This is a genomic window from Pseudomonas sp. S2_H10, assembly GCF_054668285.1.
In genome coordinates, this window is record NZ_CP162754.1 from 900,788 (window position 1) to 915,558 (window position 14,771).

General features: G+C 59.5%; 13 protein-coding genes and 1 pseudogene. 6 read left to right on the forward strand and 8 right to left on the reverse strand.

The annotated features are described in order from the left end of the window. Window positions 1-19: 19 nt before the first annotated feature. The gene (locus AB4O16_RS03945; protein ID WP_460157057.1) at window positions 20-1,282 is read right to left on the reverse strand and encodes a gallate dioxygenase; all 1,263 of its coding nucleotides are present in this window, start codon (window positions 1,280-1,282) and stop codon (window positions 20-22) included. A 25-nt stretch (window positions 1,283-1,307) separates the two neighbouring features. Continuing rightward, window positions 1,308-2,645: an MFS transporter gene (locus tag AB4O16_RS03950; protein ID WP_460157058.1), complete on the reverse strand. Its 1,338-nt coding sequence runs from the start codon at window positions 2,643-2,645 to the stop codon at window positions 1,308-1,310. A 387-nt stretch (window positions 2,646-3,032) separates the two neighbouring features. Between AB4O16_RS03950 and AB4O16_RS03955 the strand changes: the two genes are divergently transcribed. The 4 genes and pseudogenes from AB4O16_RS03955 to AB4O16_RS03970 all read left to right on the forward strand — a co-directional run bounded on the left by AB4O16_RS03955 (window position 3,033) and on the right by AB4O16_RS03970 (window position 6,880). Next, on the forward strand, window positions 3,033-4,049 hold the full coding sequence (locus AB4O16_RS03955) for an amidohydrolase family protein (RefSeq protein WP_460157059.1): 1,017 nt from the start codon (window positions 3,033-3,035) through the stop codon (window positions 4,047-4,049). 104 nt (window positions 4,050-4,153) lie between these two features. Beyond that, window positions 4,154-4,258, forward strand: a pseudogene (locus tag AB4O16_RS03960) (MAPEG family protein); the annotation flags it as partial. 137 nt (window positions 4,259-4,395) lie between these two features. Beyond that, entirely contained in the window at window positions 4,396-5,205 is an 810-nt protein-coding gene (locus AB4O16_RS03965; protein WP_460157060.1) for a DUF2092 domain-containing protein, read from the forward strand. Window positions 5,206-5,821: 616 nt separating this feature from the next. Continuing rightward, window positions 5,822-6,880: an IS110 family RNA-guided transposase gene (locus AB4O16_RS03970; protein ID WP_460158031.1), complete on the forward strand. Its 1,059-nt coding sequence runs from the start codon at window positions 5,822-5,824 to the stop codon at window positions 6,878-6,880. Window positions 6,881-7,064: 184 nt separating this feature from the next. On the opposite strand, the gene AB4O16_RS03975 is transcribed toward AB4O16_RS03970, so the two are convergent. Beyond that, window positions 7,065-7,490 carry a hypothetical protein gene (locus tag AB4O16_RS03975; protein WP_460157061.1) on the reverse strand — a complete coding sequence of 142 codons (426 nt, stop codon included), beginning with the start codon at window positions 7,488-7,490 and terminating at the stop codon, window positions 7,065-7,067. Between the two features lie 422 nt (window positions 7,491-7,912). Here AB4O16_RS03975 and AB4O16_RS03980 point away from each other — a divergent pair, with 422 nt between their 5' ends. Both AB4O16_RS03980 and AB4O16_RS03985 read left to right on the forward strand, forming a co-directional pair. Next, window positions 7,913-8,566 carry a hypothetical protein gene (locus AB4O16_RS03980; RefSeq protein WP_460157062.1) on the forward strand — a complete coding sequence of 218 codons (654 nt, stop codon included), beginning with the start codon at window positions 7,913-7,915 and terminating at the stop codon, window positions 8,564-8,566. 90 nt (window positions 8,567-8,656) lie between these two features. Further along, window positions 8,657-8,869: a co-regulatory protein PtrA N-terminal domain-containing protein gene (locus AB4O16_RS03985; RefSeq protein WP_460157063.1), complete on the forward strand. Its 213-nt coding sequence runs from the start codon at window positions 8,657-8,659 to the stop codon at window positions 8,867-8,869. Window positions 8,870-9,286: 417 nt separating this feature from the next. Here AB4O16_RS03985 and AB4O16_RS03990 read toward each other — a convergent pair whose 3' ends face one another. The 5 genes from AB4O16_RS03990 to AB4O16_RS04010 all read right to left on the reverse strand — a co-directional run bounded on the left by AB4O16_RS03990 (window position 9,287) and on the right by AB4O16_RS04010 (window position 14,446). Then, complete coding sequence (locus AB4O16_RS03990; RefSeq protein ID WP_460157064.1) at window positions 9,287-9,850, reverse strand: hypothetical protein; 564 nt, start codon at window positions 9,848-9,850, stop codon at window positions 9,287-9,289. Window positions 9,851-10,251: 401 nt separating this feature from the next. Continuing rightward, window positions 10,252-11,001 carry a hypothetical protein gene (locus AB4O16_RS03995; protein WP_160385865.1) on the reverse strand — a complete coding sequence of 250 codons (750 nt, stop codon included), beginning with the start codon at window positions 10,999-11,001 and terminating at the stop codon, window positions 10,252-10,254. Between the two features lie 102 nt (window positions 11,002-11,103). Continuing rightward, a complete protein-coding gene (locus AB4O16_RS04000; protein ID WP_460157065.1) occupies window positions 11,104-12,759 on the reverse strand; it encodes a DUF5666 domain-containing protein in 1,656 nt (551 codons plus the stop codon). After that, window positions 12,756-13,598 (reverse strand): DUF6502 family protein, encoded by an 843-nt coding sequence (locus AB4O16_RS04005; protein ID WP_460157066.1) that lies wholly within the window; start codon window positions 13,596-13,598, stop codon window positions 12,756-12,758. The genes AB4O16_RS04000 and AB4O16_RS04005 overlap by 4 nt, the downstream gene beginning before the upstream one ends. Window positions 13,599-13,729: 131 nt before the next feature. Next, window positions 13,730-14,446, reverse strand: coding sequence for a hypothetical protein (locus AB4O16_RS04010; protein WP_460157067.1), 717 nt, complete (start codon window positions 14,444-14,446; stop codon window positions 13,730-13,732). Between the last annotated feature and the right edge of the window lie 325 nt (window positions 14,447-14,771).

The window sequence follows — 14,771 nt, forward strand, 5'->3', positions numbered from 1 at the left end:
CTGAATTAACCGCTGATGATCAGCGCGGGCCTTTGCCCGCCACCGAGTAGAGCACCTGCTGGTTTCGGGTTTTCATGAAGTCCTCCAGGCTCTGCCCACGCATGGCGGCATAAACCTGCAAGTTGGGAATCCCGAGTACCGCCGCGAGCTTCTCCAGCACAAAGAAGATCGCCCCGTACTGAATCAGCCCGCGCCAGTCACGGCGGCGCAACAGATCCCGTTCCTCGTCGCTCAGGCCACCTTCATCGAACAACGCTTCCGGCGTTTCGAGAAAACGCTGGCGCCATTGCGGCTCGATCATGCGATGCAGGAACTTGTTCAGGCGATAGCCCTTGGCGCTGCGTTCCAGGGTGAACGGATAGGTGCCCTCGAGCTTTTCGATGCCGGCCAACTGGTGCTGCATATGTTGCAAGTGGCGTGCGTTGGCATCGGCAGGCACCGCTCGATCCTGGTTTTCCAGCAACAGGGTCGCGATACCGGTCATCGACGGCAGGTAATAGTCCTGATGCAGATTTTTCACCGTGGCCGACAACGCGCCGCGCATGATCAGCCAGGTGATCACCTCCGAGCCTTCCATGCCGCCCAGGGTGGCGTATTCGGCGTGGGTCAGTTCGGTCAGGCGCAGCGGGTCGTTGACCAGCAGATCGATGAACTGTTCGTCCCACTGCGGGTTGTTGAAACCGCAGCGCTCGCCATGCACCTGATGGGACACGCCGCCGGTGGCGACAATGGCCACCTTCAAGTCGTCGGGATAGCTCTCGATCGCGCGACGCAGGGCCTGGCCCAACTTATAGCAGCGCAACGCACTGGGAATCGGGAACTGCAACACCCCCACCTGCAGCGGCACGATTTGCACCGGCCACGCCGGATCACAGGGCAACAGCGCCGACATCGGCGAAAAGAAACCGTGGTCCAGCGGCTTGTCGCGGAAGAAGCTCATGTCGAACTCATCGGCCATCAGGCTTTGCCCGATGTGCCGCGACAGCGCGGCATGCCCGCCCACCGCAGGCAGCGAGCGTGGATTGCCGCCCTCGTCGGCGACCTCGTAACGCTCATCGACGCCCAGGGAGAACGCGCCATAGTGGTCGAAGAAAAACGACGTCACATGGTCGTTGAAGATGTAGAACAGCACATCCGGCTGTTGCTCCTTCAACCACACCTTGATCGGTTCGAATCCTTCGAAAATCGGCGCCCACGCCGCCTCGTTCTGCTTATCGTGATCGACGGCGAAGCCGATGGTAGGTGTATGGGAGACAGCGAGGCCACCGATAATGCGTGCCATGATGAGTTCCTGTGTTCGAAAAAGATTATTGCGCCAGCAGGGCCCGGTTGACCCGGCGCCGTGCATGACCGTTGGCCAGGATCGCCAGTGCGGCGATGAAGGCCGGCACGCTCAACAGGGCGAACAGAAACGGCAGGCCCAACCCGAGGCTGAGCACCGCACCACCGATGAGAGAACCAAAGATACCGCCGAAACGACCGATGCCGAGCATCCAGCTCACGCCCGTTGCACGGAATTCCGTCGGGTAATAACCCGGGGCAAACGCGTTGAGGCCAGTCTGCGCGCCGCTCATGCAGAAACCGGCGGCGACCACGCCAAGCGCCAGCAGGCTCGACTCCAGGCTGAAAGCCCCCAGCAGCAGGATAAACACCCCGCCCAGCGCATAGGCGGTGGCGATCACGCCGTTCGGATTGCGTCGGTCCATGACCCAGCCCACCACGATCGCCCCGACCGTACCGCCGATCTGGAACAGGCCGGTGATGGTGGCGGCGCGCTCGATGGACAGACCGCCTTCACGCAACAGGGTCGGCATCCAGCCCATGGTCAGGTAGATCACCAGCAGGCCCATGAAATAGGTCAGCCAAAGCGCCAGGGTGCCGGCCCGATAACGTTCGGTGAACAGCATGCGCACCGGCGCCTTGTGCTGGGCCTGGGGTTCGGCGAGGGTGAAGTTTGTCGTAGCCGTGAATTTGCCGCCAAGCTTGTTCAGTACCTTGGCGATCTGGGCGGCTGGCGCATTGCGCGCCGCCAGGAAACGTGCGGACTCAGGCAGCAACAACCAGAGGAACGGCAACAGCACCAGCGGCAGAATGCCGCCGGCGAGCAACACCGACTTCCAGCCGTGCAGGGGAATCAACCAGGCTGCCAACAAGCCGCCCAGCCCCGATCCCATGTTGAATCCGGTAAACATGATGGTGATGAACAGCGAGCGATTGCGCTCCGGCAGGTACTCGGCAAGCAGCGTGGTGGTGTTGGGCATTGCGGCGCCCAGGGCCACACCGGTCAACAGCCGCAAGGCCGCCAGCTCATAGGGGTTACGCGCAAATGCACACGCCAGGCTCAAGACACTGAACCCCGTCACCGCCAACAGCAGCACTTTCTTGCGTCCCACGCGGTCAGCGTAAGGGCCGGCGGTCAAGGCTCCAATGGCGAGCCCGACCATCCCGGCACTCATGACGGGGCCAAACGCCGCTTTGGACAATCCCCATTCCTGAATCAGTGAAGGCGCGATAAAGCCCATGACCGCCACATCGAGCCCATCGAATAAAACAATGAAGAAGCACAGGCTCATGATGAGCCACTGGTAGCCGGCAACCGGTCGGTTGTCGATCCACGCTTTGATATCGACCGTCTCGTGACTCATGTTTTCACCTTCTTATTGTTGTAGAGATACCGAACGGCCTGGAGATCGGTGCAAACCAGAGGCCGCCCGACAGCCGAACGCTGGACGTGACTTTAAAGCCGCAGTTGCCCGCACCGCCTCTGGGAAATCCTTAAACGGGTATCTGTTTTTCTTATCGGGTGATGAGCAGCGCGTCGCTGCGATGCCAAACGGCGTGGATTCAAGGCGCGGGCCTTTTGCGCAGATGTCGGTCATAGGGAAATGCCCATAAGAAAAACCGATACCTGCTTAATGTCTTCACAGACGACGCTCGGCAAGCGCTGCCTTAAGGTCGACCCACTGCCTTGACGGCGGTAGCGGTAATTGACTCTCTGTCGCTGCACATACTAATAAAACAAGGGTTTGAACATGACCACGCGTCTCGATGACACCCGCTTTTCCCGTCGCTCGCTGCTCAAAAACAGCTCCGTAGTGCTGACAGCCAGCGCCGCGCTTGGCCTGCCGCTTCTGAGCCAGGCCTCAAGCAACAGCCTGCAGAACGCAGACAATCAAGGCACCGATCAATTGCCCGGTACGGTTATGGATTCCCAATTACTCAGTCTGTTTTCGCAACCCAAGATCGATTGCCACCATCATGTGATCGACCCTGCCCAATATCCCTATCCCGCTGAGTCTACCTACCAGCCGGCAGGACCTGAGGTCGGCCCTGCGGCGTATTACGAGCAGGTCATGCAGGCCTATGGGATTCAACATTCAGTGATCGTGCAGCCGACCTCTGCGTATGGCTACGACAACAGTTGCCTCCTGGACACGCTGGCTCGCAACAAGGGCCGCCATAAAGGTGTGGTCGTGGTGCCGAACGACGTCACCAGCGAGACGCTCGCGCAGTACAAGGCACAGGGGGTCATCGGTGTGGCACTCAATGCGGCGCTGCTGGGTCCGGAACGCTTTTTGAAGATCGACGCCTTGATGGGGCGCCTGGCCGAGCTGGACCTGTACGCCCAGATTCAGGTGAAGGACGACCAGTTGCTTGCACTGTTGCCCTTGCTGCAGCGGACACGGCCACGTGTGCTGATCGACCACTCCGGTCGGCCCGATGCAAGTGCCGGCTTGCAGCAGCCAGCCTTCCAGGCACTCCTGTCTCTGGCCGGCAACGGGCGTACCTTCGTCAAACTCTCCGGGCTGTCGCAATACTCCCGGCAGAATTACCCCTATGCCGATGCCCAGCCCTACCAACGGGCACTGTTGCAGGCATTCACCGCCGAAAACTGTATGTGGGGCACCGACTGGCCGTTCTTGCGCGCCCATCAACACATGGAGTTGGGCACCGTTCTGACAAACTTCGGCGAGATGTTCCCCAATGCCAGTGACCGCCAGCAGATTCTGTGGGAAACGCCAAAACGCCTGTTCGGCTTTACCGCCTGACCCAAAACGTCACGGATAACCGCAAGCGCATGGACGGGGCGGCTGATCATTGTCTGCGCCAGGTGCCGGGGGGCGTGCCGGACTGGCGTTTGAAGGCGCGGCTGAACGTACAAATTAATAGGTTCGTGGCGGTTCGGTTTACCTTCTTTTGCGTACAGTTAGTGAGTTTTCTTGCTCTCATTGTCATGGCCGCCTGTTACGGCGATTGAACACATAAATGGAAAATAACCAACGCACTGAGTTTGATATCGGATAAGCGGTCTGTGGATACACGGCGCGCCATGGGTGATACGACTAACTTTATAGATCCGCGTTGCCAGTCCGGCACACAGTAGCGGTGACCCCCATGGAAAAGACTCCCCGAAAGTTGATCCACTCCCCTGTAAGCCGAATCACCGGAGCTGGACTTGTATTGGTAATGGGTTTTGGCGCGTCGGCAGGCGCACTGGCGGATGAGGCCTATGCGAAAAGCCAGCTCAAGAACATGTCCGACTATATGTCAGCGCAAAAAAGCATATCGTTCAACTACGACACTATCCTCGAAGTCGTGACCAAAGATCAGCAACGACTTACATTGGCGGGATCCGGCACGGTCGTTATCAACCGACCGGACAAGTTGCGCAACACGCGCTCCAGCGGGTTTACCGATATCGAGATGGTGTTTGACGGCAAGACGCTGACCTTGTTGGGAAAAGGTAAAAACATTTACTCGCAGGTCGAGATCCCGGGCACGCTTGACCACCTGCTCGATGTGTTGAGGGATAAATACAACAGGCCGCTGCCCGGCGCGGACCTGTTCATGTCCAATCCTCAAGATCAACTGATGGCCGGCGTGAACAACATCAAGGACCTGGGCAGTGGCGTTATCGGTGGCGTGGAATGCGATCACCTGGCCTTCAGGAAGAAAGAGGTTGATTGGCAGATCTGGATTGCCCAGGGCGATCGGCCTTATCCGTGTCGATATTCGATCACGTCCAAAACGATTGCCGGGAGCCCGCAGTACAGCATCCAGCTGAGAGACTGGAAAAGCGGCGATACCGTTGCAGCTGATGATTTTGTTTTTAACAATTCGACGGATGCGAAAAAGATCGATCTCAAGGACCTGCCCAACGCCGAGGGCCTGCCGAGCAATTTTGTGCGAGGAAAAACCAAATGAACCTCTTGATGAAGTCGGCTGGCCTGCTGCTGGGGGGATTGGTCCTGATATGCGCGCTTGAGTTGGGAGAGACCTTGTCGATCCCCGGTGTGCACAGTGTCATTGCTCCAGCCGAAGCTGTGGTCGGGCGTCCCCTCACCCCCGTGAGCGTTGCGGGAGTGGCAAGGCGCACGGCACGACGCAATTGAGCCCCCGGTCCCTTGTAGGAGCTGGCTAGCCAGCGATGGTCGTTAACGATAACGCGGGTAACCAGGATAAACGCGGCGCATTGAAGTCCATCGCCGGCAAGCCGGCTCCTACAGGAATTGCGGGTTGCCCGGAATTTTCGACCAGGACGCGGTCCTTGTAGGAGCTGGCTAGCCAGCGATGGTCGTTAACGATAACGCGGGTAACCAGGATAAACGCGGCGCATTGAAGTCCATCGCCGGCAAGCCGGCTCCTACAGGAATTGCGGGTTGCCCGGGATTTTCGACCAGGACGCGGTCCTTGTAATTGGATGGACTCGCCCAAGCCGAGGCGTCAATGCGCCACGGTGGCAGTCTAAACAGCCATCGACAGCGAGGGCGAGTCCATGAAAAATCATAGTTCGTTTGATCAATCCGTGTCTCCTTCCGATTTGTCGGCCTGCACAACCTTGGCGGTCGACCTGGCCAAACAGGTCTTTCAGGTCGCCGGTGAAAATATCCTCGGCCAGCTGCTCTACGAGCAGCGGATCAAGTCGCGCGAGGCGTTTTATGAGTTTCTCCGACAGTTGCCACCGCATGTCGTGGTTTTGATGGAGACCGGTCCGGGTGCCCAGGCCTGGGCCCGGCAGCTGCAAGACCAAGGCAATCCGGTGCGGATTCTTCCAGCCGGTTTGGTGGCCACACATCGCAGCGGGCCTAAAAATGATCGCAACGATGCGCTGGCGATTCTGCGGGCTAATCGCGATGAAAAAATCTGCGCAGTACCGGTCAAAAGCGTTGCGGCGCTGGCAATGCAGGCGTTGCATCGCGCCCGCCAGGGCTATGTGCGTCGACGCACGGCCCTCAGTAATCAGATGCGCGGCCTGCTGCTTGAGCACGGCATAGCCTTGGCACAGGGCGATGTTGCGATCAGCCAGAAAATCCCGCGGGTGCTGGAAGATGCTACACAGCCGGTGCCGGGCCTGCTGCGTGAACTGATCGACGAACTGTTGGCCGAGTGGCGCCATTTGGGCGAGCGCATCAGCGTACTGACGGGACGCCTGGAAGTGGCCGCCAACGCTGACATGACGGCGAAGCGGCTAATGACTGTGCGCGGCATCGGCCCGGTCACAGCCACGGCACTGGTGGCCAAGGAAACCAAGCCTGAGCGATTTCCCAATGCCCGCAAGTTTGCCGCGTACTTTGGCATGGTGCCTGACCAGCACAGCAGCGGGGAGACGGTCCGGTTGGGGGACATGACCAAGCGAGGTGATGCTTATTTACGCAGCCTGATGATCCAGGGCGCCCATGCGGTGCTGCAACAACTACGACCTGATTCCCAGCAACCCGATGACCGCCGCTTGTTGCACTGGATGAGCCGGTTGGGCCGCAAGGAGGCTGCGATCAGGCTAGCCAACCGCAACCTGCGAATCGTCTGGGTGCTTCTACAGAATGACCAGACTTATCGTCGCCACGCGGGTGATGGTCTGCCAGCGACGATGGGCCACTGAGCGACAGAGTTCTGCCACCGAGGTACTAACCGTCTGACCCTCTGCTGAAAAAAATTGACCCCAGGTAAGACCGGCGTGGATTGATGCCTAAGCTCCTACTGGCCTTCGAGGCCTGACTGTAATCGGCATACCACGAGCTTTTCCAATTTTGGCCAGAAGCCGAAGACGGCTTCCACGAATAGGCCTAATACATAGATGCAACGGGGCAGCGGTTTTTCAAAAGCGGGTAGACAGTGGGGGCGAGTCCATACATAGGAGCTGGCTTGCCAGCGATGGTCGTGAACGATAACGCTGGTAACCAGGATAAACGCGGCGCATTGAAGTCCATCGCCAGCAAGCCGGCTCCTACAGGTATTGCGGGTTGCCCGGGATTTTCGACCAGGATGCGGTCCTTGTAGGAGCTGGCTTGCCAGCGATGGTCGTTAACGATAACGCTGGTAACCAGGATAAACGCGGTGCATTGAAGTCCATCGCCAGCAAGCCGGCTCCTACAGGCTTTGTGTGTTTCGCGGGATTTTTGGAGACGTTTTTTAGGGGTAAATGGCTTATAACCACCGATTTTCACCCTGGAATATGCAAAAAAAGGCGAAAAAATCTGCACGGCTTTCATCAGCCTTCCGACTCGCCGAAAGCCTTTTAGGGCAACGGCTGCGCCCTCCAGTGATAGCAATGTGCAACTAACTACGACGTTGCCGCTGGTCAGCAAATTTGATCAAAAAATGAACGGAGATGGTTTTTTTCGTTCAGAATACGCAACAGGTGGCACGGGCAACGATGCTCACCTCACCCCCAGAAGCGGAAGTTAAACCTCATATAGACGCCCAGTGCGAATGAGGTTTTTTGTTACCTGAAAATGGAACTGGTCGAATGATTGAAAGTTCATTCGAGAAACTCGCTTTTTTCTTCGCAGCGCATTAGCCGCAAGATTAAATAATAGAAATTGCTGGATCACAACCGTAGTCGGCATCGGAATAAACCCAACTAATCCGTGCTGAAATCATGTTGATCCACTGTTAGATCAAAGAGGTAACCATGGAACTAAGTATACTGTCTTCGCCTGCCGCGGAATATATTCGCCTGGGTGTTGTATATTTCCATCTTATCGCCTGCTGCGTTGCAATCGGGCTTGTGTTGACCAGTGACGTTGCCATGGTCAAGCAACTCCTCAAGGGGGATGTGTCGGGTCACCATGATGACGCACACATGGAAAGCCTGCAAAAAACCGTAGTGCTTGCGCTTGTGGCTCTGTGGATTACCGGCATTGCTATTATCGGAATAGATTATGCCGGCAAGGGCATGGAATATTTCCTCAATCCAAAGTTGCAAGCCAAAATCGGCATCGTTGTGCTGTTGACCATTAACGGTTACCTCTTGCATAGCGCTGTATTGCCGGCGCTGAAAAAAGCCGGTTCGTTACTTAAACTTTCCTTCAACTTGCGCATGCTCGCACTGTTCTCCGGCGCGCTCTCCGGTGTGTCGTGGTTCTATGCCGCCATGCTCGGTGTCGGTCGTCCATTGGCCTGGAAATACTCGCTGGTCGAGTTGCTGGCAGCCTATCCGGTTCTGATCGTCGGGGGCTTTGCAATGATGGTGCTGCTCACTGCCTGGGCAAAAAACAAAGACGCTCAAAACCGTATGGAGCGAGGCACCTGGGACAACAGAAACGCTGCCCTGGCTGGCTGGTAAAGCCAGGTTGAATCCGCAGGTCCGGCTTTAGCCAAAGAATTCGCTGTTAACTTTTTACTGAATCTCACTTTCTCACTTGAGGATAATCAAATGAAATCCATTAAAGCTCTCTTCGTAATCGCTGCCCTGACCGCTTCTTCCCTGGCCATGGCCACGGGTGGTGGTGACAAGACGTTCAATCGCATGGAGTCGAACCGCAAAGTCTCGATGGAAGCCTTCCAGGTTGCGCAGAAGCAGAAGGCTGAAGCCGCTGTCGCTGTCGCTGAAAGCAAAGCCAAGGCGAGCAATCGCACCAACGGCTAATCGGTGTAGCACGGCCCGGTCGGTGTTTCGGGCCGCGTAAAACGATGGCAAAAAAGAAGTCGCAAACCCTGCAGGGTTTGCGACTTTTTTATACGCCCTTCAAACTGCCGGGACGTTATCTACGGGTATGCCTGCCGTTGCGTAGCGTGCAGGCCTAGTTCCGTACCTCAGGCACGTCTACATCCGGGGCGTCTGGGGCGTCCGGCGCGTCAGGGGCATCCGCCACATCCTGTCTGGCTGCCCTCGCCTCGGCCTTGGCCGCCTCTCTGGCCGCGTTCGCATCAACTTTGGCGGCGTTCCTGGTCGCATCTGCCGCAGCCCTGGCTGTGTCTCTGGCCGCATCTGCATCTGCCTTGGCGGCGTCCCTGGCGGCATCTGCAGCGGCCCGGGCAGCATCTCTGGTTGCATCCGCACCTGCTACGCCAGCCGCTTTTGCAGCGTCTCTGGCCGCATCTGCGTCAGCTCTTGCTGCATCCCGGGCCGCATCTGCGTCAGCTCTTGCCGCATCCCGGGCAGCATCTGCATCAGCCTTGGCAGTGTCCCTGGCTGCATTCGCATCATTTCTGGCGGCGTCCCTGGCTGCGTCTGCGGCATCGTTGTCCGCATTGTTATTGCCACGTGCATTGCCCTGGCCTGCATTGCCGGCAACACCTCCGTTGTCGGCATCGCCGCGTCCCAGCCCGCCATGCCCTGCGGCACCATTGCCGCCACCATCGCCATGGCCGCTGCCGGCGTTACCGCCTGCGCCATTACCACCGTGACCACTGCCTCCGGAGCCTCCATTGCCGGAGCCACCGCCGTGACCACCACTGCCACCACCGTTACCGCCGGCGCCACCGCCACCGCCACCAGCGCCGTTGCCACCATGGCCGCCTCCGCCGTCACCACCGTGACCGCCACCTCCGGAGCCACCGCCGCCGCCTCCATTACCGCCACCGCCTCCACTACCGCCCCCACCGCCGCTGCCACCATCTTTGGCATACGCGCTGGAGAAACTACCGACGTAATCGGGCACCAGCACAGTCGATGCCGACAGCACCGCGCCTATTGCCAGAGCCAACAAACATTTTTTGAGAAGCATGATGCACCTCCGCTTGGAGTTGCGTAGTCATGTCCGTATCGAACGCAATGTCCAGTGAGTTCCCGGCCGCCCATTGGAGCGGCCAGCCAACCGGCACGGCCATTAATTTGCAGCAGAAACAAGCAACTGCGGTTTCCGAAAGATCCTTCAACGCCAGTCGGCATCCAAACGTGGGAAATATTCCCACATATTTAGATTAGGCCTGTCAGCCCGTGTGTCAACGACCGAACATCAGGACGCGCGCAGGCGATGGCCGGATCGAGGCGGTGAACCTCCATCAGGGCAGGTAAACAGGCAGGTATCAGAATGTGTGGCTGAACAGCACGCCCGCCTCGGCATCCGGGCTGGCCTCGGAAAACCCCTGGACGGCATACAACTGGAACTTCCAGTGCTGATTGAGCTTGTGCGTGAGGAACAGGGTGAGCTCCTTGATCTGGTCACCCGTGGACACGACCTTCTGTCGCCAGTCGTAGGAGACGCCGGCCGTGGTGCGCGCGAACACGGGCATGGCGAAGCCCAGGCCGGCGAATATCGGATCGTCGAAGTCGGTGCCCGACGGGTCACCGAATTTTCTCCAGCCAAGGGTGGCGAACCCGGTCACAGGGCCGAAGACTTTGGCGACATCGACCTGGGCCGAATAGTCGGTTTTGCCGGTGCCCAGGCACTTGTCTTCGTCGGCCGTGGGCAACTTGACCTTGCCGATCAGGTCCACGAACAGTCCGCCAATGTTGCCGTCCACCACGGCATAGTCGGCTCCGGCGACGGTGTCGCCCAGACCGCTTTCCACTTTGCCGCAGCCGCCGGGCAACGGCACGCCGTCAGGACCGACCGAAGGGTTGGTGATGCGCAGCCAGGGCACAGTGAGCTTGTAGGTCATGGGGCCGGTTTCGTATCTGCCCACCAACGGTACGTACCAGGTTTCGGACGTCGTGCCGGTGCCATAGTCACCCCGCGAATAGTCGGATCCGATCGAGGCCGTGAAGCTATCGGCCAGCGCTGGCAAGGCCAGGCTGGCAAGTAAACCGGCGAGCAGGAAACGCTTGGGGGTCATGTTCACCTCGTATCTTGCGTCCTCGAAGTTCACTCGCATGCTTTGTTGCGTGACTTACCCAGCCTAGTTACTTATGACGAAAGTGCATCATGACTGCACTGTCTAACCCGACTTGCCGGAGTGATCGACTTTTTCAATCTTCTCGACCTTTTCGACTTTCTCCACCTTCTCTACCTTCTCGACCCTCTCCACCTTTTCGACTTTCTCTACCTTCTCGACTTTTTCTGGTCGCTCAACCTTCTCGACTTTCTCCGGACGTTCGACTTTTTCAACTTTGTCGACCTTGTCCAGCCTCTCCACTTTCTCTACTTTGCCGGATCGGTCGACCTTCTCGACACGCTCTGACTTGCCGGACTTGTCCACGTCCACGCGTTCTATCTTGTCGCCACCGCCATGACTGTCATTGCCCCCGTGGCGACTGTCGTCGACAACGCTGCCCTCGTTCCCTGAGCGGCCGCTCCTGTCGCTGCCTGAATTACCTGAGTCCCCTGAACTGCCAGAGCTGCCAGAATTGTCGGAATTGTCGGAATTGTCGGAATTGCCGGAGCTATCGGAGCCGCCCGAGTTGCTCGAGTTGCCCGATCCACTCGAGTCATCGCTGCTCTGCTCGCTGCTGCCGGACGGCCCGTGGCGGTTGCCGGCCGGCGAATCGGAGCGCTCACGGGGCAATTCGATGCGCGTCGCCTGCACGTCCCGCGCGCCGGTGAACACACCACTGATACGCACGCGGCGATCGAGCGTCAGCTGCGAAGACTGCATGCCGACAAACACGGTGTCGCGCGCCATCGTCACATTAAAGCCCCCCACCACCAGGCGACGGTCGTGCCGGCCCTGTACCAGGCCCTCGATCACCGCATTGTGCGCCCGACCCATGAAAGGCAGGCTCGGGTCGGGGCGGCTTTGCGATACGTCCAGCTCGCGACCCGACCAATGGCCGCGTACCAGCATTTCCTGGGCCTCCCCCGGGTGATTGGCCAGTTTGAGTCCCTGCAGATAACCGCTGCGATCTACCGGGCCGATGGCACTGGCCTCCTTGAGGCCCGGCGCTCGGTCGATGCGGCTGGCCACCACTTCACCACGGGCATCGCGCAACCCGCTGACGCGTACCGGATCACCCGGACGCAGGCCGGCGGCGACTTGAGCACCGTTGGCCAGGCGTACCGGTTGCCCCATGACACGCATGGGCAAGGAGTCTCGAGGCAGGGAGGTCAAAGGACCTTCGTAGACATGCAGGATGGAAATGCGCCCGGCCTCCAGACCGCGCCGGGAATTGAACGCCTCCACGGCAACCACCTGCCCTACCGCCAGGCGGGTGCTGGCGGCGGCAATGCCGTTCTCGCTGATCGGAACATTCTTGTTGAAGTGCACTTCCACGCCATTCACGCAGATCGAGGCGAACCCGGTGATGGTGCCGACAATGCCGGTGCCACCGATGCCACCGTTATCGTCGCTGATGCCCGTGCCACCCACGCCGCCCGCAACGGCACCGGTGCCGCCAATGCCGCCGGGACGTTTTTGCACGGGCGCGCCGGTACCGCCCATGCCGCCGTTGTCGTTGTCGCTGCCGATGCCGGTTCCGCCCATGCCGCCAGGCGCTGCGCCCGTACCGCCGGTGCCACCCGGAGCCTGGATGACCGGCACATCGAGGGTGCCCGCGTCATTCTGGCTGACACAGGCCGGAGCGGCTTGCAGCACAATCGCAAACCCGAGGCCCAGAACGAGGGCCGTTGCTTGAATCAGACGCAAATTGACGGTCATGGCTCAGGGGTCGTGGGCGAGTTGGGGTCGGCAGCTTCAGTGTAGAAGTACAGGCCGACCGTGATGCGCTGGCGCGGTTCGAGGCTGGGCAGGTCGTGAAATTCCAGTTCGGAGGCCTGTCGATTGAAGCTCAACAGGGCCTGCATGCCCTCGCAGGCAACGGCCTCGCGCAGCGCCTCGACGCTCTTCGGGGCCAGGGCGTCATAGTGCACGCTGCGTTCAAAAAAGGCCGGCCCCTCGCTGCTCAGGTTGTGTACCGCTGCGCAGGCATGATCGTGCAGGTTATGCCCCAGGTAAGCCGCTTTTTCATCGAAGCCCTTTTGCGGCACAAAGGCCTGGGCCTCGAGGTGCACGTGCTCTTGCTCGTCAAGGCGCACGACGCCCAGGCGCAACCACTCGTCCAGCACCACCCGCGCACGGATATCCGTGCTGACCTTCGCCACCAGGGCATCAAAGGATCGGTCGCCGCCGACACTGGCCAGGCGAGGCAGCGGCAGTGGCTGGCCGGCTTCATTGCAGAAGGGGGCGCTGGTCCAGGCGTTGACCAGTTGCGCACCGAAGGTGATGTTTTCCGGAAGCGTGGAAGCAGCAGGGTCGCTGGTGTTGCGCAAACGCCGTACGTCCTTGCGGTGCACGCCGGTGAGCAGGCTGATGCGGCTGTCGGTCGGCGCCTTGTCGTCGAGACGGAACTCACGGTCCGCCACATCGACGAAAACCTCCTTGAGCAGGTCGGCGAACACCAGGTACGTGACGCCTTTGCGCAGCATCAGGCGTACCAGCGGCCGCATGACATGGCGCAGGGCTTTGAGGAGCGAGGTGGGCAAGGTAGACGATTGCATTCAGCGCATTCCCGGATAGATAACCCCAGTATAGCTATGTGGGAAATAATCCCATGAATGCGGGTGTGATTTTTTGTGTGCCTCATGCAAAACCGGCCCCTCCCCGGTTTTGCATGAGGCATCAGGCCGCTTCAGGTCCGGCTGTTGTCGTCGCCGGGTTCGCCGCCGGCGTGGACGCCATTGTCGTCACCTGGTTCGCCGCCAGCGTGAACGCCGTGGTCGTCACCCGGTTCTCCGCCGACGTGAACGCCGTGGTCGTCACCTGGTTCGCCGCCGACGTGAACGCCGTGGTCATCACCTGGCTCACCGCCGACGTGGACACCGTGGTCATCACCCGGCTCGCCGCCGACGTGTACACCGTGGTCGTCACCCGCTTCTGCATGGGTCCCGCTACGACCGGAGTTCGAACTGGCAGAACCGGCATGGCCTGAATTCCCGCTTCCATGATCGCTGCCGCTGTGACCGCTGCCACCGCTTCCACTGTTGCCGCCATTGCCATTGCCGCCATTGCCATTGCCGCCATTGCCGCCGCTGTTACCGCCATGGCCTCCACTACCGCCACCGCCGTTGCCACCACCGCCATTGCCGCCACCACCGTTGCCACCGTGGCTTCCACCACCGCCACCGCCGTTACCACCACCGCTTCCGCCACCGCCATTGCCGCCGCCGCCGCCACCGCCATTGCCGCCACCACCACCACCACCACCACCACCACCACCACCACCATCCTTGGCATAGGCACTGGAGTCATGGGAAATGGAATCCGGGACCAAAACGACGGAAGCCGAGAGGACGCCACCGATTGCCAGCGCCAGTAAACCTTTCTTGAACAGCAGGTATGTATTCATCGTGCATTCTCCAGATGATTGACCGCGATCCGCGTTGCAATCCGAAGGCGGCATGGGAGCAAGCTTTACGATTATCCTGAATCTTTTGCGTGGGAAATTTTCCCACCTGTTGAAAGCTAGCCCTTTCTGGCGTCAGGTCAACCTGCACAGGAGAAAGACGACCGACGGTGCTCACGCCATCGGCTCGGGCACCAACAGAAGGGCTGCAGGGGCGTCCCCCGTCAGTGCAGCTATAGACGACCAACCTATAAGCTCACCTTATTTATGACATGTGATTAATCGATTTCAATTATTTTTCTTGAAGTGATTTTATTGCGCCATGCAT

What these genes read in the sequence shown, in the direction of transcription:
- AB4O16_RS03945 (WP_460157057.1), bottom strand. Translation starts at nt 1,282, where the DNA reads ATGGCACGCATTATCGGTGGCCTCGCTGTCTCCCATACACCTACCATC.
- AB4O16_RS03950 (WP_460157058.1), bottom strand. Translation starts at nt 2,645, where the DNA reads ATGAGTCACGAGACGGTCGATATCAAAGCGTGGATCGACAACCGACCG.
- AB4O16_RS03955 (WP_460157059.1), top strand. Translation starts at nt 3,033, where the DNA reads ATGACCACGCGTCTCGATGACACCCGCTTTTCCCGTCGCTCGCTGCTC.
- AB4O16_RS03965 (WP_460157060.1), top strand. Translation starts at nt 4,396, where the DNA reads ATGGAAAAGACTCCCCGAAAGTTGATCCACTCCCCTGTAAGCCGAATC.
- AB4O16_RS03975 (WP_460157061.1), bottom strand. Translation starts at nt 7,490, where the DNA reads ATGAAAGCCGTGCAGATTTTTTCGCCTTTTTTTGCATATTCCAGGGTG.
- AB4O16_RS03980 (WP_460157062.1), top strand. Translation starts at nt 7,913, where the DNA reads ATGGAACTAAGTATACTGTCTTCGCCTGCCGCGGAATATATTCGCCTG.
- AB4O16_RS03985 (WP_460157063.1), top strand. Translation starts at nt 8,657, where the DNA reads ATGAAATCCATTAAAGCTCTCTTCGTAATCGCTGCCCTGACCGCTTCT.
- AB4O16_RS03990 (WP_460157064.1), bottom strand. Translation starts at nt 9,850, where the DNA reads ATGCCAAAGATGGTGGCAGCGGCGGTGGGGGCGGTAGTGGAGGCGGTG.
- AB4O16_RS03995 (WP_160385865.1), bottom strand. Translation starts at nt 11,001, where the DNA reads ATGACCCCCAAGCGTTTCCTGCTCGCCGGTTTACTTGCCAGCCTGGCC.
- AB4O16_RS04000 (WP_460157065.1), bottom strand. Translation starts at nt 12,759, where the DNA reads ATGACCGTCAATTTGCGTCTGATTCAAGCAACGGCCCTCGTTCTGGGC.
- AB4O16_RS04005 (WP_460157066.1), bottom strand. Translation starts at nt 13,598, where the DNA reads ATGCAATCGTCTACCTTGCCCACCTCGCTCCTCAAAGCCCTGCGCCAT.
- AB4O16_RS04010 (WP_460157067.1), bottom strand. Translation starts at nt 14,446, where the DNA reads ATGAATACATACCTGCTGTTCAAGAAAGGTTTACTGGCGCTGGCAATC.